16 protein-coding genes are annotated in these 20130 nt (G+C 34.0%); 14 read left to right on the top strand and 2 right to left on the bottom strand.

The annotated features are described in order from the left end of the window. The first annotated feature begins 82 nt into the window (after positions 1-82). From N4A68_05810 to fucO, 4 genes are all read left to right on the top strand, one after another. Positions 83-733 (top strand): L-2-amino-thiazoline-4-carboxylic acid hydrolase, encoded by a 651-nt coding sequence (locus tag N4A68_05810; protein MCT4563821.1) that lies wholly within the window; start codon positions 83-85, stop codon positions 731-733. 105 nt (positions 734-838) lie between these two features. Beyond that, positions 839-1459: a TetR/AcrR family transcriptional regulator gene (locus tag N4A68_05805; protein ID MCT4563820.1), complete on the top strand. Its 621-nt coding sequence runs from the start codon at positions 839-841 to the stop codon at positions 1457-1459. Positions 1460-1681: 222 nt separating this feature from the next. Next, positions 1682-3643 carry a sigma 54-interacting transcriptional regulator gene (locus N4A68_05800; protein ID MCT4563819.1) on the top strand — a complete coding sequence of 654 codons (1962 nt, stop codon included), beginning with the start codon at positions 1682-1684 and terminating at the stop codon, positions 3641-3643. Between the two features lie 369 nt (positions 3644-4012). Continuing rightward, on the top strand, positions 4013-5167 hold the full coding sequence (fucO, locus tag N4A68_05795; protein ID MCT4563818.1) for a lactaldehyde reductase: 1155 nt from the start codon (positions 4013-4015) through the stop codon (positions 5165-5167). A 100-nt stretch (positions 5168-5267) separates the two neighbouring features. On the opposite strand, the gene N4A68_05790 is transcribed toward fucO, so the two are convergent. Further along, on the bottom strand, positions 5268-6467 hold the full coding sequence (locus N4A68_05790) for an ROK family protein (protein ID MCT4563817.1): 1200 nt from the start codon (positions 6465-6467) through the stop codon (positions 5268-5270). Positions 6468-6717: 250 nt separating this feature from the next. Between N4A68_05790 and N4A68_05785 the strand changes: the two genes are divergently transcribed. The 10 genes from N4A68_05785 (at position 6718) to lpdA (ending at position 19329) form a co-directional block, all read left to right on the top strand. Further along, positions 6718-8037, top strand: coding sequence for a PTS sugar transporter subunit IIC (locus N4A68_05785; GenBank protein MCT4563816.1), 1320 nt, complete (start codon positions 6718-6720; stop codon positions 8035-8037). 91 nt (positions 8038-8128) lie between these two features. Next, complete coding sequence (locus N4A68_05780; protein MCT4563815.1) at positions 8129-9028, top strand: haloacid dehalogenase-like hydrolase; 900 nt, start codon at positions 8129-8131, stop codon at positions 9026-9028. A 219-nt stretch (positions 9029-9247) separates the two neighbouring features. Next, positions 9248-9571 carry a PTS sugar transporter subunit IIB gene (locus tag N4A68_05775; GenBank protein ID MCT4563814.1) on the top strand — a complete coding sequence of 108 codons (324 nt, stop codon included), beginning with the start codon at positions 9248-9250 and terminating at the stop codon, positions 9569-9571. A 192-nt stretch (positions 9572-9763) separates the two neighbouring features. Next, complete coding sequence (locus tag N4A68_05770) at positions 9764-10084, top strand: PTS lactose/cellobiose transporter subunit IIA (GenBank protein MCT4563813.1); 321 nt, start codon at positions 9764-9766, stop codon at positions 10082-10084. A gap of 35 nt (positions 10085-10119) precedes the next feature. Beyond that, complete coding sequence (locus tag N4A68_05765; GenBank protein ID MCT4563812.1) at positions 10120-11925, top strand: glycoside hydrolase family 16 protein; 1806 nt, start codon at positions 10120-10122, stop codon at positions 11923-11925. 623 nt (positions 11926-12548) lie between these two features. After that, positions 12549-14498 carry a sigma 54-interacting transcriptional regulator gene (locus N4A68_05760; protein ID MCT4563811.1) on the top strand — a complete coding sequence of 650 codons (1950 nt, stop codon included), beginning with the start codon at positions 12549-12551 and terminating at the stop codon, positions 14496-14498. Positions 14499-14657: 159 nt separating this feature from the next. Then, positions 14658-15602, top strand: a complete 945-nt coding sequence (locus N4A68_05755; GenBank protein ID MCT4563810.1) for a thiamine pyrophosphate-dependent dehydrogenase E1 component subunit alpha — start codon at positions 14658-14660, stop codon at positions 15600-15602. Then, on the top strand, positions 15599-16600 hold the full coding sequence (locus tag N4A68_05750; protein ID MCT4563809.1) for an alpha-ketoacid dehydrogenase subunit beta: 1002 nt from the start codon (positions 15599-15601) through the stop codon (positions 16598-16600). Before N4A68_05755 ends, N4A68_05750 begins: the two co-directional genes overlap by 4 nt. A 21-nt stretch (positions 16601-16621) precedes the next feature. After that, positions 16622-17902: a 2-oxo acid dehydrogenase subunit E2 gene (locus tag N4A68_05745; protein ID MCT4563808.1), complete on the top strand. Its 1281-nt coding sequence runs from the start codon at positions 16622-16624 to the stop codon at positions 17900-17902. A 17-nt stretch (positions 17903-17919) separates the two neighbouring features. After that, positions 17920-19329, top strand: a complete 1410-nt coding sequence (lpdA, locus tag N4A68_05740; protein MCT4563807.1) for a dihydrolipoyl dehydrogenase — start codon at positions 17920-17922, stop codon at positions 19327-19329. A gap of 257 nt (positions 19330-19586) precedes the next feature. Here the strand turns inward: lpdA and N4A68_05735 are convergent, their stop codons facing one another. After that, the gene (locus N4A68_05735; protein MCT4563806.1) at positions 19587-20123 is read right to left on the bottom strand and encodes a biotin/lipoyl-binding protein; all 537 of its coding nucleotides are present in this window, start codon (positions 20121-20123) and stop codon (positions 19587-19589) included. Positions 20124-20130: the final 7 nt, after the last annotated feature.

Below are 20130 nucleotides of genomic sequence, written 5' to 3'. Positions count from 1 at the left end.
TTGAATATAAGCTATGATTATGACGTAATGACAAAATTATGGAAGCTAATAAAATAATATTTCTATAAAGGAGGGGTATCAAATGACAGATAAATTAATGGAAAATGAAAAATGTATGAAGTATGATACACTGGCAAGAATTGTTTGTTTGATGTACCAAAGGCCCATATTTAAATATCTTGAAACGGTATATGGTAAAAAGGATACAAAGTTAATAAAGAGAAAAACAAAAAGAATTTACCGTGAAATGCTAGAAAGAACTCCAGGCATTGGTGGTTCAAAGGAGAATTCTTTGACAGGTGGACTTGTGATGGGGTGCTTGATGTTCGCCATTTATTTGGCAACGGATAGAAAAATGAAGGAAGAAATATTTGCAAATGTTGCCAAGAGCGCTGGGAACGCACCCATATTAAAAAAGATTTTTTCAAAAAAAGATCCTTTTTCTGAAAAATCCCATAGGAGTAAAACATCTGAAGCAATACGTTCTCAAAAATCTGATTATAGTATGGATTGGAAATTCACCCATGAAGCCAAGGTAGATGAATATTTTACTACCTATACAAAATGTGGAATATGCGAGTTAGCAAAAAAAGAAGATTGTTTCCATCTAGTTAAATACATATGCAAAATTGACTATATAACAATTGATTTGATGGGAGGTAAACTTGAAAGAACAAAAACAATTGCAGATGGATATGAGATATGTGATTTTCATGTAATAAGGAAAGTGTAAAATGCATATGTCCATCCTTCATTTAATGTTGACAATAGGAATTTTATAGGGTAGCATTACTAAATAATATTACTTAGTAATTGAAAGCGAGGTTCAAATTACAATATGGGATATGATTATGGAGCTACCCACGAAAAAATATTGCAAAGTGCTAAAAAGTTTTTTTTGAAAAAGGGATATCAAGGGACTAATCTTAGGGAAATATGTAGAGGTGCGGACGTGACAAACGGGGCCTTCTATAGGCATTTTGATAGTAAGGAGGATTTGTTCAAAGCTTTAGTAGCACCCTGTGTGGATGGATTAATGGAAATGTATGATGCTTCCAATGAGGCTTGTCACAAGGATATTACAAAGGACAGCATATTGGAGTGTATTGAGATAGATAATGACTCAATAATTACCCTTATTAATTATATTTATGATAACTTTGAGAGCTTTAAGCTGCTGCTATTATGTTCTGGAGGAACATCATATAGTAATATTGTAGAGGACTTAGTGGACTTAGAGGTTAGACGAACCCTTGGGTTTTTCCATGAACTCAAAGAACTTGGAGTTGAATTGGAGATCCCAGGGGAGCGTTCGATTCATATACTTTCCCACTATTATTTAGAATCCATATTTCAATGTGTTTTACATAACTATAGACTTGAAGATACATTAGAAGAGGTGACAACCTTGGTTGATTTCTTTAATGCAGGATGGCGTAAAATACTAGGTGTTCAATGATATTTGTTAAAAAATTCTCCAATATATTATCCTAATGGTTTATTTGCTAAATTTAATATGTTATATTTATATTGAATAATAACTAGAGGTATTTAAGTAAGGTTTCTAATCTATACATATCAAAACTCCCCAGAAACATGGGATATTTTGATATGTATAAATTAAGATTCACTTTGAACTCTCTATAGTAAGCATTATGTGCCAGGGAGAAAAGGGGTAAATATGAAATATTTTGGATATGATAATCAATTTAATATTCTAGAAATTGTGGAGAAATATCATCGTAGATCTGGGGAACTGGGTGTTGACAGACAAGCTAAATTTCTTGGTCAGAAATATACGGGCACCGAGATGAACAGTATACTTGAGGATAATAAAGTTCTATTAAATGAAGCAAAACCATATCTGGAAAAATTGTATAATTATGTTGAGAAAACCGGATTTATTTTAGAGTTGATTGATAGGAATGGGATTATTCTTAGTATTATTGGAGACAAAGACATAATCAATTTTTCTAATCAAATAGGGATGAAGGTAGGAACGGATATGGGCCTTGCAAGCACAGGAACTAATGCCATCTCCCTAGCCTTAGAAGAAAATTGTGCCATACAGCTTAGGGGAGAATATCACTATTTAACAATGTTCAAAAGCTTTACCTGTTCTGGAGCCCCCATACATGATAAATATGGTAATATACTTGGTTGTATCAACTTAAACGGATGGAAGGAAAAGGTTAATAAGCATACATTAGGATTGGTTGTTGCAGCCGCTGATTCCATAGAACATGAACTCAAAAATAAAAGAATCCAAAAAGAGCTTATTAAATCCTACCAGTACGCGGAGACAATAATGAATTCCATTAATACAGGTATTATTGCACTGGATGAGATGGGAAAAATTCTTTTAATAAATGATAGGGCATGTAGTATGCTTGATATAGATGAAAAAAACAGCCTTAATCAATATCTATCAAGCTTTTTTACTAAAGATAGAGATATATTGAGTTACATAAATCAACATAAATTTAATAATTGGGAAGCAGTTGTAAAAGGCAACCATAAAAGGGTACTCATAGACAGCCATCATATAATCGGGGAAGATCAAAGAATAACGGGTTCCGTATTACTTTTAAGGGATATTAAAAGTGTCATGAAGCTTGTAGATAAATATACTCTAACAACAGCAAAATATAATTTCAATCAAATCATAGGTGAGAGTGAAACCATCATCCGCATAAAGGAATACTGTAAAAGTATAGCTAATAGTCCTTCAACTGTATTAATACAAGGAGAGAGTGGTACTGGTAAGGAACTATTTGCACAGGCTATTCATAACTATAGCGATCGTAGAAATAAACCCTTTATTGCTATAAATTGTGGAGCTATTCCAAAGGACTTGATAGAAAGTGAATTATTTGGATACGTTGAAGGCGCATTTACAGGTGCGAGGAAGGGTGGATATTTAGGGAAATTTGCTTTAGCAGATAAAGGAACATTGTTCCTAGATGAGATTGGAGAAATGCCCCTTCATATGCAAGTAAACCTTCTGAGAGCATTACAAGAGCATCAAATCATGAGGTTAGGGGATAATAAACCAATCCCCATTGATGTAAGGATTATTGCAGCCACAAATAAAAATTTAAAGGCGGAAGTAAAAAAAGGCTACTTTAGGGAGGACCTTTTCTATAGAATTAATGTGATTCCAGTGGATTTACCGCCACTAAGGGAACGTGATATTGATTTGGAATTATTGATTAATCATTTCTTAAGGAGTAAATCACAATTGTTAGGAAAAAATATCCCTCCATTGCCCTTTAATATAATTCATAGGCTACACAACTACCATTGGCCTGGTAACGTAAGGGAATTAGAAAACGTTATAGAAAATATAGTTAATTTTAATGGAAAGCTGAATTTCAACTTAATCGAAGAAAATGAGAATCATGAAATAAAAAGGATGGGTAGTTCCAATGAATTAAATACCTCTGGTGAAGTATATAGATTACCGGAATGTCCATTGAAACAATTAGAAAAAATGGCCATAGAGCAAACCTTAAGGACTAATAATTATAATTATACAAAAACGGCAAAATTCCTTGGGATAAATAGAACCACACTTTATAATAAAATCAAGGGTCATCAAATTAATATTCAAAGCATAAAATCTGAAGGAAATAATATTTGAGGAAATTGCATAACCCTTACTTAGCTAAGCCTACTTGAGGTTATAGTTTCTGGAATTTTAAAACCACATGGGGTAGAGGGTTTTTATAGAAATTAGTCCTGCAATTTATTGGATTGACCAAATTTTATCAATGTTTAAAAAAACATCATGTGTTTAAAAATTAAACATATAGCAATTAAAAAATGTATAAATATTATACATTTTTTTTGATATAATCCCTTTTTCTCTTGGCATGATAATTGCTCATATTATAAGTGAAGAAAAATTATTAAGGATGAACAATTTTGGACTTGAGTAAAATTTCATATGTGAATGTCATCTTTAGTTAATTTAAATATCAATATTGTTTGTCTAGAGGAGGTATTAAAAATGTCTGGAGCAAAAGCGTATTATTTTCCAAGTATAGTTTTAATGGGAGAAGGTGCAATACAATTAATAATACCGGAAATTGAAAAAATGGGAGTCAAAAAGGCATTAGTAGTTACTGATAAGGTATTATTAGACCTAGGGATTGCTACTAAGGTGCTAGAGGTTTTAGATGGTAATAATATAGATTATGCAGTCTTTTCCGATACAAAGCAAAATCCAACGGTTCAAAATGTAAATGACGGATATAAAGCTTTAAAGGAAGAAAACTGTGATTTTATAATAAGTATTGGTGGAGGTTCACCACAGGATACTGGAAAGGCTATAGCGATTTTAGGAACAAACCCTGGAGATATAAGAAACTATGAAGGTGTAAATAAAACTAATAATAAGGCACTACCTATAATAGCAATCAATACCACAGCTGGAACCGCAAGCGAAGCAACAATAAATTATGTAATAACCGATGAAGAAAGAAAGGTGAAAATGGTTTTAGTTGATTCTAATTCCATAGCATCAGTGGCCGTAAATGATCCTGCTTTAATGACAAAAATGCCTAAATCACTTACTGCGGCAACTGGTATGGATGCATTAACCCATGCTATAGAAGGTTATATATCCGCCGGTGCAACTTCCTTTACAGATATGTATAATCTTGAAGCTATCAAGGTTATATCAGGTAGTCTTAGAGACGCCGTTGAGAATGGTGAAAATATGGATGCTAGGGCAGATATGGCCTATGGTCAATTTGTGACAGGAATGGGATTTAGTAATGGAGGCCTTGGAATCGTTCATTCTATGGCACATCAACTCGGTGGATTTTATGATTTGCCCCATGGAGTTTGTAACGCAGTATTGTTACCATATGTTGTTAAATATAATTCAACTGCAACTAATGATAAGCTTAGGGATGTTGCAGTAGCCATGGGTGAAAATATAGAAGGATTAAGCACTGAAGAAGCTAATGAAGTTGCTATAGAAGCAATTAAAAAGCTGTCAAAGGATGTTGGAATCCCATCAGGTTTGAAGGAACTTGATGTTAAGAAAGAAGATTTTGCAGTTCTTGCAGATTTTGCATTAGCTGATGCATGTACGGGTGGAAACCCTAGAGTACCTAGTAAAGAGGATATTATAAAACTATATGAAGAAGCATACTAGGAAGTTGGATTAACTTTGGTTAAAGGGGGATGTTTCAAAGTACGGTGACTTTGAGACATCCCCAAGGTGTTTCAGAATGAAATGAATCCAGCAGAGTTCTTTACTGTAATTCTAGCTTAATTAACATTTTTGATACACAAAGAGCGCTAGCACCTAAAGCACCATTATGACTATGATAATCTTTAATCATGATATCCTGTTTGTTGTGTATTAATAGTAGACTGATATTTTGATTTAATAATTCCCTTAATAATTTTCTTAACAAAGTTTCCTTGAATAATTCACCATGGACTACAATTTTATTTGCAGCAATCATCATGGATAAATTATTAAGTGTAATTGAAAAATATTTAATGGCAGAGTGAAGTATATTTATTACGCCCTCATCTCCTAGACCATAGGCTGTTAATACAGTTTCTATGGTTATTTTATTTTTATCTGTAACTAATTGTCTTAAATAGGTAAGCTCTGAGTTGTCAAAAAGCATCTGAGATTTTTTGATAATCCATGTCTCACTTCCATAGGTTTGAAGGCAACCTCTTTTCCCACATTCACATAGCTCACCATCTGGATGTACGACTATATGCCCTATTTCACCAACAAGAAAATTATCCTTGGCATAGAGTTCACCATTATACATATATGAGCAAAACATTCCTCTACTTACATGAAAAAATATAAAATTATCATCAATTCCAGTAAAAGTAAATAATCTTTCTGCTAATGCCATGCATTTAACATTGTTTTCAAAATAAATTGGAAGGTTAATTTTATCTGATAAAACTTTGATATTGAAATTCTTCCAAAAGGGGTTATTAGTAATAATTTTTTTGTTCCCTTCATCAAAATGACCAGGAAGGGCAACGCCAATCCCTACAGGATTATATTCATAGCAAGACATGATAAACTTGTTTAATTCATTAATATAAAATTCCTCAGTTAAAGTGTTAGGTAAATCATAAGTATTTAATTGAATAGTTTTCTCGTTGAAAATTCTACCGGTATTATCGGTTAGACAAAATGATATGTACTTTTGAGACAATTCGGTTCCTATATAAAAGCTATGATTAGAAGATATACCTAATAGTATTTTTTTTCTTCCAGATTTATTTTGAGTAGACATAACTTCACCGATTTCGTGAATAAGATCTTCGCCAATCATTTTACCAGTAATTTTGCTAACAGTTGCAGGGGTGATTTCAAGTTCATTTGAAATATCAATTCGAGATATGGGTCCTTTAGCATATATTTTATCTAAAATTTTAAATCTTAGTTTCTGCTGTTTTTTTGTAAGCTCCATAATCATACTCCTTTAAATTTTACTTCTCTATATTAATAATATTATATCATATTGATTATAAATTATAAATAACTATCTGATTATATTTATGAATATGATATATTTGATTATAAAATATTATTGACGAATTACAATTTATAGGATATCATTTAGTTAATAAATAATAATTTGTTATAAATAGACAAAGCAAAGTGGTGTTAACTATATTAATAAATTATTTTTTATAATCAATTGCTAAGGAGAGGTAAATATGGAGAAGGTAAATGAATTTCTCGAAGAAAAAATGCTGCCTATTGCGGCAAAGCTAGGTGCAAACAAAGTACTAATAGCAATACGTGATGGTATCACCTTAAGTATGCCATTAATTATTATCGGTTCACTATTTCTTGTGATAGCCAGTTTCCCAATTGATATATGGACAACTTGGTTAGCTAATATAGGAATTGATACTTACTTATGGAAAGGGGTAGATAGTAGTTTTGGTTTAATGGGATTAGTAGCAAGCTTTGGAGTTGCCAACAGTCTAGCCCGTCAGCATAAAGTTGATGGTGTTTCAGCAGGTATTATATCCTTATCTTCTTTTGTAGTCGTTACGCCCTTTATAAGTGGTGAAGCAGGTACAGGAATTCCAGTTGGATATATGGGTAGTAAGGGATTGTTTGTTGCTATGGTTCTCGGCGTTATTTCTACTTCAATTTTTAAATGGTTCATTAAACGTAATATCCAAATTAAGTTACCTGATTCTGTGCCACCTGCGGTTTCTAAAAGTTTTAGTGCTTTAATTCCAGGTGCAGCTATTATAACTTTATGGTTAGTTGTTTTTGCGGTCTTTGATAGAATAAACATTGGTAATATTCATGATTTAATGATGATAGTTTTAGGGAAACCATTGGGCTTACTAGGGAATAGTCTCTTTGGAACAATTATAGCCATTTTATTAAATAGTTTATTCTGGTTTGTTGGTATTCATGGTGGTAACGTTGTAAATAGCATTCTCAGTCCAATATGGTTAATCAATTCTGACGCAAATCGCTTAGTATTCCAGGCAGACAGTACTGCACACCTACCAAATATTATTACAGCACAATTTATGGATAACTTCGTGTTTATGGGTGGTGGTGGAGCTACCATCGGTCTAATAATTGTTATTGTAATTATCGCTAGACGAAAGAGAGCTAGTAAGATTTCTAAAGCCATGGCGCCATTGACTTTAACACCAGGTCTATTTAATATTAATGAACCAGCTATGTTTGGCTTACCAATAGTAATGAATATTTCATTATTAATACCATTTATTTTAGCACCTGTACTAAATGCTATAATATCATACTTTGCTATGTCAACGGGTCTAGTCGCTACAACTACAGGGATTGCAGTTTCTTGGACAATGCCGCCAATTATTAGTGGATTTCTTACAACTGGAGGACACATAAGTGGTTCTATACTACAGATAGTATGTATAATCGTGGATGTAGCAATTTATTGGGTCTTCTATCAATCCGTAGAAAAACAAAACTTAACTTTAGAAGCGGCGGAAGATATTGAAACTGATGATAGTATAATGGGTTAATCATCATAGTCAAAGCAAGTCGAAAATATAGTAATTTAAATTATTAAATTAAATAAATATGACAAATCAAATGATTTTTGGGGGAGTAATTATGGTTAAAAGATTGATTAGTGCAAATGCGTCGGATATATTAAATATGACCGGGGCAGAATTGAAACAAAGTATCAAAGCGAGTGAAGGAAGAACCATTATTTCAGAGAATGTGGCAACAAGAGAATCCTTTGTAGGAGATATTACAAACGCTGAAATTGCCAGTGCCTTTGGGGCAGATTTGATTTTGCTTAATGGTGTAGATGTTTTAAATCCAAATATTTTTGGGCTAGAAGCTACAGATAAATTTTTTGTAGATGAGCTGCATAGGTTAGTGGGACGCCCGATAGGAGTTAACTTAGAGCCCGTTGACTTGGAAGCAGATATGCAAGAAGATAGATTAGATATAAGTAAGGGGCGTCAAGCCAATATTGAAACAATTGAGGAAATTGAAAAACTGGGAATGGATTTTGTTTGCTTTACTGGTAACCCTGGTACAGGGGTGACAAATTCACAAATAGAAAAAGTGATCCGTCTAGCTAAAGAAAAATTTTCAGGAATAATTATAGCTGGTAAAATGCATGGAGCCGGTGTTGATGAACCGGTTGCAGATATAGATGCTATAGAAAAGTTTATTGATGCAGGTGCAGATATTGTTTTGGTACCAGCAGTAGGTACAGTTCCTGGTTTTAATGATTCAGAACTAAACAATGTAGTTAAGGTAGCACATAGTAAAGGGGCCCTTGTATTAACTGCAATTGGTACTAGCCAGGAAAGTTCTGATGAAGACACTATTAAAGAAATCGCTATTCGCAACAAAATTTGTGGAGCAGATATTCAACATATTGGTGATGCGGGTTATGGTGGAGTTGCACCCTTTGAGAATATTTTCGCGATGAGCAAGGCAATCCGTGGCGTTCGCCATACTGTATCAATGGTTGCTCGTTCAATTAATCGCTAATAACTTGAATATTAAGTAAAGATATTTAAAATGTACTAAGGGTCAGTTTCAATTTCAGTTTTGGTTTGACCTGAGATTACCTTCTACATAAACTATTTACTATAGAGAGCTTGGGGTGGATACTAATTCATGCTATGAGAATCCTATATATGTTATGCAACTTAGCCCAGTTATAATTATGTGATTTCCTCAAATATATTTTAAGAAGGGGTGTAATAAATGAAAAAAACAATTATGTTGGTATGTGCCGCTGGAATGAGTACTAGTCTAATGGTGGCTAAAATGCAAAAGGCAGCTGAAAATAAAGGTGTTGAAGCAGATATATTTGCCGTTTCAGCTAGTGAGGTAGATAATTACTTAGATGAGAAAAAAGTTGATGTTTTACTCCTAGGCCCACAAGTACGTTTTATGAAAAAGCAGTTTGAGGAAAAAGTTGCACCATTAGGTTTGGTGGTAGATGTAATACAAATGACTGATTACGGTATGATGAATGGAGAAAAAGTATTGGAGAAAGCTATAAAATTAATAGAGGAAATTGCATAACTCTTACTTGGCAGAATTGCATATGCGAATATCATCCTTGATTTAATTGCTTAAGATATAAGCATATTTGATGGTATAGCTTCGGAGATTTTAAAACTATATATAGTAGATGGTTTTTATAGAAAGTAATTATGCAATTTGCTCAATAAATAAATAGTTTATAAAACAATGACTTTGAAAGGAATGTTTGTTTTGGAAGAACAGGGGAATTTACAAGTAGTTATGGAGTTAATTATACATGGAGGAGGTGCTAAAAGTAATGCTATGGAAGCCATTCAAGCTGCAAAGGCTGGAGATTTTGAATTAGCAGGGGCAAAGGTTTCAGAAGCAGAGGCTTCCCTAGTGAAGGCCCATAATTCTCAAACAGAAATGTTAGCTCAGGAGGCCCAAGGGGCTAAAGTTGAAGTTTCATTATTAATGGTACATGGACAAGACCATTTAATGACTTCGATGGCATTTGTAGATTTAGCAAAGGAAATTATTGATCTTTATAAAAAAATTGATGGGAAATAATAAATTTAAATCTTAAGATGGGGGAATAAAGATATATGAAAATGAAAAAAATTTTAAAAACTATAATCGGTGTAACAGCAGTATCTCTTATGATGATGAATACCTTTGTAATAGCAGAAGCTAGTAGTGCAAGTCCACAATATGACTTAGTAAAAATTAATAGAAATCCTGGAAATTTAATTATAAGTGGCGGATTCGAAGAAAGAAGCAATTGGAAAACAACGGGGGATGGAGAATTTACAAATTATGCTGGATGTGCCGCAGTGGGAGAATGGTGTGGATTATTACCTTCCAATAGTGGAGATGCTTGTGTTTACCAAGTTATAAATGTAAAGCCTAATACAGAATATGTTGCAAAGGCAAAGGTTTTACTTTCAAAAGAAGGAGCCACAGCACTGTTAAACGTAAAAACCCCAGATGTTAGGCATTTAATTGGAGACGCTGAAAAGACTATTAGCTGTACTAAAGCTCAAGAATGGACATATCAAAATGTTGAATTAAAGTTTAATAGTTGCAATGAACAGCAGATTGCACTTTGCGTTATGAAATGGACAACCGATAACACTAGCCTTACTTTTAAACAGCAAGCCTATGTAGATGATGTGGAGCTATTTGAAAAAAGCACAAGTAGTGTTGATGAAAAATATAATATTGTATGGGCCGATGATTTTAATGGGTCTAAATTAGATTTATCAAAATGGGAATATGAGTTAGGATCTATTCGTGGGATAGAACAGCAACATTATGTAGATGACAAGGAAAATGTTTTCATAAGAGATAATGGAGATGGTGGAGAATTAGTTTTAAAAGCTACTGATAGACCAAAGGAATTACAATATAATCATCCACGTAATTCCTCAAGAAAAATTATTTATAATTCAGGAAGTGTTAGAACCCATGGTAAAAAGGAATTTCTATATGGCCGTATTGAAATGAAAGCCAAATTACCCAAGGGACAATCAGTATTCCCTGCTTTCTGGACATTAGGGTCTGATTTTGTTCTTGACGGAGATGTTAGTAATGAACAAGGATATGGATGGGCTCGTTGTGGTGAAATGGATATTATGGAGCTAATAGGTTCTAAACAGGGTGGAGTTAGAAATAAAACAGTATATCAAACATTACATACACAAAATGGTTCGGAAAATGGTTATCATAAATTAGGTGGTACTGCCTATACAATTCCAAAGGATTTTAATGACGATTATCATATATTTGGAATGAATTGGTCAAAAGGAAAAATTGAATGGTATGTAGATGATAAAATAGTTTCTGTAATTGATTATTCAAAGGATTCAGTTGCAAGTAAATGTTTAGATAGACCCCAATATATTGAAATGAATTTAGCAATGGGTGGGATATGGCCAGGACAAATTGGTGAAGGATTAGATGGAACAGAGTACGTTGTTGACTATGTTTACTACGCACAGAATGATAAGCAAAAAGCAGATGCAGAAGTCTACTATAAGGATTCACCCAAAATAATACAATGTGATGATATATCTATTTATGAAGGTGATACAGATGTATTATCTAATGTAGTAGTCAGTGATAATGCAGATATTGACTTTTCAGTGACTGATACACCACAATTTTCGATTAAGGAAAAAAAAGCATCATCTGAAAATCCAATTACAAGTGTAGATCTATTATGTAAAGGGAAAAAAGATCTTTCATCATTAGCTAAATTACCTGCCGGTGAGTATTATTTATATTATACTGCATTACCGAAGGATTTAGAATTTGATGTAAAGAGCAATGGTGAAATAGTACCAAGTGCTGCGGAACTTTATAAATTTGATAGAAAGGGTGTTAAGCTCACTATTAAAGAACGTAATTAAAAACTGATTCAGAAAATAGTAAATTATCTTTAGATGGATATAAAGAGGATACCCTTTATTTCCTTCCTTATTTAAGGGAAAAGGGCCACATTAATCCTAACCTTGTATCCATATAAATAAAATGCCCGATATATTCCAGTGACGTTAAGGAATATATCGGGTTTATTTGTATCGTAATATTGGTCTTCATCTCATAATTTTTAAAGCAAAATAGAAGCAAACAAACTGCTCCAATGATTTCGTAATCTTAATTTATATAAAACAGGGCCGCCTCATGATATTGTCGTGGGAATCAATGTTTTAGTAAAAAAATTTATATGCTATAATAAGTTTAATACTGATAGAGGAAATTGCATAACTCTAACTTGGCAGAATTGCATAATATATATGGTTTTTATAGAAAGTAATTATGTAATTTGCTCGATATCTAAGAAAGGAGTATATTGGCTTATATTAGTTTGGAAAAATAAAGGTTTCATGTAAGTATCTTAGCAATTTTTTATATAGGATAATATAGGGATTCCAGTCAAAACTTTAACTGGAATATCTATAGGGAAATTACAATAGCTGATGATAAATTATTTTTATTAGGATATATATTTTAAGCCAATTGTAATTGTGGCATGGATAATAGGAAGACAATTAAAGTTAGAACCATATGGGAAAATTTCTTAAAAGGTGATTTAACCCATTCATATCCTATCAATTCTGAAATTATCAACTCATGGAAACGATGTATTAATTCTGGCATAGATCCCAATATAAAGGGCCCAATGATATTTCTCAATAATAATATAATGAAGGACTTTCTAAACAGGAATGCAGAGCTTGTGGAAGTAGCAAAGGAAATAATGGATAATTTGTATAAGCTGGTTAAAGGAAGTGGCTTTTTAGTCATGCTTTGTGATAGTGAGGCATATATACTAAGGGCAATTGGGGACAGGGATATAATGTCCAGTGCTAATAAGATTAACTTCATAGAGGGTGCAAATTGGGGAGAAGAATCGGTTGGAACCAATGCCATAAGTATGTGTATGCAAACTGGAGGACCAGAACAGGTTTTCGCAGAGGAGCATTTTTGTCATATAGTCAAGCAATGGACTTGTTCTTCGGCCCCTATATTCAGTAATGGGAAAATCATTGGAGTATTGAATATGTCGGCACATTATTCAAAGGTTCAAGACCATACCCTTGGAATGGTAGCAGTAGCCGCAAATAATATAAGCAGTATCCTAAGGGAAAAGCAAATATCAAAAGAGTTGAACATAACTAACCATATATTAAATATGATGATGGAAAATATTGAAGAGGGGATTATAGCCACCGACAGAAATGATAATATCCTAAGGGTAAATGAAAGAATTTATACTATGTTTAATAAAAGAGCTGATGATATTATCGGCAAAAATATCGATATAATACTTCCACGAAAAAAAATAAGGGGATTCAAGGATTTTGGTGGGCAAAGCTTGATTAATGAAATTAATATCAGGGTTAATAGGAGGAATAATCAATTTATTATTAAATCTAGAAAAATCATAGAAAATGACTTAGAAAAAGGCATTCTTTATACTATAAATGAAGCTAAAAATGTTAAAAAGCTAGTTAATACGGTGGTTGGTAGCAGTTCTAGAATAGGATTTAGTGACATTATAGGACACAGCAAGAATTTTTTAAAGCTAGTTAATACTGCAAAGCAAATCTCTAAAAGCAATTCAAATATCCTACTAATGGGAGAGAGTGGAACAGGAAAAGAGATGTTTGCCCAGGCAATACATAATGAAAGTTTAAAAAAAGGTGGCCCCTTTATTGCTATAAATTGTGGAGCAATACCACGTGAATTAATTGGGAGTGAATTGTTTGGTTACGCAGAAGGTGCATTTACAGGGGCAAGGAAATATGGAAATACAGGTAAGTTTGAATTAGCCGATGGAGGCACTATATTCTTAGATGAAATAGGGGATATGCCCTTTGATATGCAGGTGGCTCTTCTAAGAGTTTTAGAAAATAAAGTGGTTAATAGAATAGGAAGCAATAAGAGTATTAGAGTAGATGTAAGGGTAATAGCTGCAACAAATAAAAATCTGAAGGATGCTGTAAGAAATGGTGAATTTAGAGAAGACCTTTATTATAGATTAAATGTATTAAGCTTAGAGATGATACCTTTAAGACGTAGGATAGATGATATAAGGCTATTAGCTGATTTTTTCGTTAATAAATATAATCTCTTACTAAGTAAAGGTGTAAATGGAATTACAGATGATGCCCTACAAGCTTTAATGAGACATAAATGGCCAGGAAACGTTAGGGAGTTAGAAAATACAATTGAAAGAGCTATAAATATATCTGCATATGATACTATTTCAGTAGAAGATCTAAGGCTAGAAAAAGCTAATAGATCCTATGTTAATACAAGATCCGATACATTAAGTAATATTGAAAAGGAGACTATTATCAATAAATTAATAAAAAATGAATATAACGTAACAAGGACTGCAAAGGAATTAGATATTGCAAAATCAACACTTTATAGAAAAATGAAGCTATATGATATTAAGCGTAGCGTTTCATAATGGAACGTTCTAAAACGCTACGTATCATCAGCAAAGTTTAGTGAAACAGGCGATTATGCCTGATTTTTTTTTGGCATAGTAATTGCGTTATCTGTTATTTATAAATATGAATAAGGGGTGATATTATTGACAACAGTTGACGAAAAAAAATTTCTTGATATGTATAAGACTATGCTGTTAATAAGGAGGCTGGAAGAACGAATTGCTGAAACCTATGCTAAGGGAGGAATCCCCGGTGAAATGCATCTGTACTGTGGGCAAGAGGCAATTGCAGTTGGAGTATGCTCCCAATTAAGAGATACTGATACCGCTACTTCTACCCATAGGGCACATGGGGAACTAGTTGCCAAGGGTGTAGACTTAAAAAAAATGGTGGCAGAATTATTTGGTCGTTCCACTGGATTATGTAGAGGAAAAGGCGGACATATGCATTTGTTTGATACGTCTATTAAATTCAGCTGTAGTGGTATTGTAGGTGCTAGTATGCCTCCAGCCCTTGGAGCTGCCTTTGCATCAAAGTATAAAGACGAAGACAATGTTTCTGTGGCATTTTTTGGTGATGGTGCAGCCAATCAGGGGATGTTTCATGAAAGCATGAATTTAGCTGCATTATGGAAGCTACCGGTTATCTTTGTATGTGAGGATAATGAATTTGGCATTTCCGTTAGAAAAAGTGAGTCCACCAGTACAGACAATAATATTATGCGAGCAAAGGGATATGGAATCCCAGCAGTCTTAGTAGACGGGAATGATCTACTAGCGGTTTATGATGCAGCTAAGGAAGCCGTTGAAAGAGCAAGATCAGGGAAAGGACCTAGCTTTATAGAGTGTACAACATTTAGATTGATGGGTCATTTTGAAGGAGACCCAGAAGTTTATAAGAGTGAAGAAGAACAACAGCAGGCTTTAAAGAATGAACCGATTGAAAGATTTAAAAAATATTTACAAAATAAGGGAAATATATCCGATGATAATTTTACAAGGATTGATAAAGAAGTTAAACAGGAAATACAAGAAGCCTTTGAATATGCAGAAAAATCACCTTGGCCTAGACCAGAGGAAGCATTAGAGAATGTATTTACGGAAGGGAGTGTGGGGGAATGAATAGAGAATTAACCTTTGCCCAGGCCATAAGCGAAGCTATGATGCAGGCCATGGAAAAGGATAAAAATATATTTTTGATGGGCGAAGATGTGGGGAAATATGGTGGAATATTTGGCACAGATGTAGGTTTATATGAAAAATTTGGACCAAGTAGAGTTTTGGATACACCTATATCTGAATCGGCTTTTATAGGAGGAGCTGTAGGTGCAGCGGCAGAGGGTCTGCGACCAATAGTTGAGCTTATGTTTGTAGATTTTTTCGGTGTTGCAATGGATATGATATATAATCATTTAGCTAAAAATACGTATATGTCAGGAGGTAGCTTAAAGATGCCAGTGGTATTGAGAACTGCCATTGGAGGAGGTTATGGAGATGCCGCACAACATTCTCAAGTACTCTATTCACTGTTTGCCCATGTACCGGGATTAAAAATTGTTGTTCCATCCACAGCATATGATGCAAAGGGACTACTATTAAGTTCAATAAAGGATGATGATCCCATAATGTTTTTTGAGCATAAGCTATTATGTGGTTTGGACTGGTTACCCTATGGGAATAAGGAATATGTCCCCGAAGAAATGTACTATATTCCATTGGGTAAGGCTGATATAAAAAGAAAAGGCTCAGATATAACTATTGTTACAGCATCCCTCATGGTTCATAGAGCATTAGAAGCAGCTAGTATACTTGAAAAAGAGGGGATTGATGTAGAAGTAATTGATATAAGATGTCTTGTACCCCTAGATAAGGAGACCATCATTGAATCGATTAAAAAGACGAATAGGCTTCTTATTGTTGACGAGGACTATCTCAGTTATGGTATGAGTGGTGAAATCGCTGCCGTTGTAGCTGAAGAGGCACTAGATTATTTAGATGCACCGATAAAAAGACTTGCAGTACCTAATGTACCAATACCATTTAGTAAGCCCATGGAAGACTATGTTTTGCCAAATGCAAGAAAAATTGTAGAGGCTGTAAAAGGTGTAATTAATGACTAGAAATGAAGGTAGGTGCCTCCAATGGCTAAGATAGAAATCAGAATTCCTAAGTTTAATTCGGAAATGGAAGAAGGTGTAGTTGTAAAAATCCTCAAGGGCTGCGGTGAAAATATAGAAAAGGATGAAACTATTGCAGAATTAGTAGTGGGAAAATTAAACTATGAAGTTACATCCCCACAAAAGGGGAGATTAAAGGAATTATTTATACGAGAAGGAGAGATTGTACCCGTTGGCTTTACAATAGCTGAATTAGAAATAATATCAAATCAGTCAACTGTAAAGGCTGACAAAGAATATAGTGTTAAAATTATGAGTGATAAGCAAGAAATAGAGAAAAAAGTAAATGAATCGAAGAGGGTAAAGGCTTCACCAATAGCAAAGAAACTAGCACAAGAAAATGGAATTGATATTGCCGAGGTTGTTGGAACTGGCCCTAATGGAAGAATAACAAAGAATGATGTTGAAAAATATATCAAAGCCAAGGGCAAAGTTAAGTCATCTCCAATGGCAGAGAAAGCTGCCATTAAGTTGAATGTTAAACTCTCAGATATCAATAAGGATGGAAGAATAATGAAGCAGGATATACTCGAATTTAATAAAAAGCGTAGGATACTTGAAGCTGCTAACCCCATTGATGAAAGAGTCCCTATGACTCAAATGAGGAAAGTTATAGCCCAAAGGATGTCACATAGCTGGAGGGTTTCCCCTGCTGTTACCTATGATATAAAAGTAGATGTTACTAATCTAAGAGGATTAAAGAACAAACTAAAGGATATTTATAAAGTAACATATACGGATCTTTTGGTTAAGATACTTTCAAGAATTCTTCTAGAGTTTCCTTTATTAAATTGTTCAATAGATGGAGAAGAACTTATATATAGAAATTATACGAATATTGGTGTAGCAGTTGCAATATATGATGGACTTGTAGTGCCCGTAGTAAAATATGCAAATACTAAAGGGTTAAAAGAAATTTCCACTGAGATTAAAGACCTTGCTTTTAAAGCGAAAAATAATGAACTCTCTACGGAAGATTTAACTGAAGGAACCTTTACTATTACTAACCTTGGAATGTATGGAATAGATTCCTTCTCACCAATCATAAATCAACCAGAAGTAGCAATACTTGGAGTTAATACAATAGTAGAAACACCAGTACTAGAAAATGGAAATGTGATAAACAAACCATTCATGAAATTATCTCTTACAGCAGACCATAGGGCGGTGGATGGAGCAGTTGCCGCTCAGTTCCTCTATAAAATCAAACAATATATTGATAAGCCAGAAATGCTAATACTATAGGAAGGGAGCCTAGACATATGAAAGTAGTTATTCTTGGGGGTGGACCTGGAGGATATGTATGTGCTATTAGAGTAGCACAGCTTGGAGCGGATGTCGCGATTATAGAAAAGGAACGGATGGGAGGCACATGCCTTAATGTTGGATGTATTCCAACGAAGGTACTTCTTCATACTACTGAATTATATAGGACAATAAAGGAAGAATCTAAAAAACTCGGTATAAAAGTAGATAACCTTGATATAGATTGGACTGTGCTTCAAGAGAGGAAAGAATCGGTGGTGGATCAATTAGTAAGTGGTATAGAAAACCTTTTGAAATCTAATAATATTTTAAAAATAAGTGGAGAAGGAAAGTTTATAAGTGATAATGAGATTAGAGTTACCTTACCTAATGGGAAAAAAGAAATTATTAAATTTGATAAAGCAGTAATTGCTACTGGATCAGAGACTATAAGAATTCCTTTAGAAGGGGCTGAGCTAGATGAAGTTATTACAAGCAATGAAGCTTTATCTTTGAAGGAAATACCAGAAAGCATGTGTATAATAGGTGGAGGAGTAATTGGAAGCGAATTTGCTAGTATATATTCTTCCCTAGGCACAAAGGTTACAATTATTGAAATGCTTCCAGAAATTTTACCTACAATGGATGATGACATTGTAGGTATCTTGAAAAATCAGCTAATTCAATTAGGTGCAGATATATATACAAAAACAAGGGTAGTTTGTATTCAAGAAAATAATGAAAAATTAGTTGTTGATACCAGATCTGGAGAGAGCAAACAATCATTTGTAGTGGAAAAGGTTTTATTGGCAGTGGGAAGAAAACCAGTTACGAAAAATCTAGGACTTGAGGAGATTGGAGTAAAAGTTGATAAAGGTGCCATTGTAGTTGACAGGAGAACCATGGAAACTAATGTGAAAAATATTTATGCCATCGGGGATTGTAATGGTGGAGTGCTTCTTGCCCATGTTGCATCCGCAGAAGGTATAGCAGCAGCAGAAAATATCATGGGGAGAGCATCTAAAATTGACTTTAAAACCACGCCCTCCGCTGTTTATACTAAGCCTGAATTAGCATCTGTAGGTCTAACAGAAAGGGAAGCAAAAAATCAAGGATATGAAGTTAAAATTGGAAGCTTTCCACTATTTGCAAATGGTAAATCCTTGATTATGGGTGAGACAAATGGGATTGTGAAGTTTGTAGTAGATGCCAATACTGATGAAATACTTGGGATACATATGGCGGGGCCAAGGGCAACTGATCTTATTATGGAAGGAGGGTTGGCCCTTAGATTAGAGGCCACAGTGGAAGAGATTATTACAACTATCCATGCCCACCCTACCATAGGAGAAGCATTCCATGAAGCAGCCCACGCCGTTCACAATTCATCCATACATCTCCCCGTGGCAAGGGGATGTTTTGTTTGACACGAAAGAAGATCAGCTGAAGTTAAAAGGAGATATATAATAATATAAGGTGGTTGGCTCACAATTATATTGTGTTTGTAAAGGTAGGACTGAAATATACTTTTATAGTGAATACTCAAAACATAAGAAAAAAGCTACAAGTAAGTAATAAAGGACTTGTAGCTTTTTTAGAATGTAAATATAGTATTTGGTTATATGTTAAAGCTGAATTAAGTAGCTTCTTATATGGGGAAGGTTGATAATAGGTATTCACCTTTTTACCCTATTTTAACCATTATCTCTCCTGCACTTACAGAATCGCCATTTCCTACATGAACAGAGGTTATAGTTCCCCTGGCTGGAGCCATGATCTCATTTTCCATCTTCATGGCTTCAAGAATTAGTATAATTTGACCGGCTTCCACATTATCTCCTTTACTAACTCTAACATCTAAAACCGTACCTGGCATTGGAGCAGAAATGACCCCTCCTCCTGGCGGTATAGTATTTGTTTTTGTTATCTTTACTGGTTTTGGTGGAGCTTTAAGAGGCTCTTTGCTTTGACCATTCCTAGAATCGTCAGTAAGTCTTTCAACTTCCACTTCATATGTATTACCGCTGATTGTTACCTTAAACTTTTCCACACAGCTTCCCTCCTGGAATGGACTTTCCCAATTTATATTTTTATTTCTCTCACATTTAATGCTTTTCACTCTAATCTTATCTAAAGAAGTTTTCAAACTCATAGCCACGACTGAGTTAATCACCGCTATTAATTCTTCTAAGTTTTTCTCTAATGCAACTAGATCATTCATATATCCA

It is taken from the genome of Maledivibacter sp. (genome assembly GCA_025210375.1).
Lineage (GTDB): Bacteria > Bacillota > Clostridia > Peptostreptococcales > Caminicellaceae > JAOASB01.
This window is presented reverse-complemented; position numbering and strand designations above follow the sequence as displayed.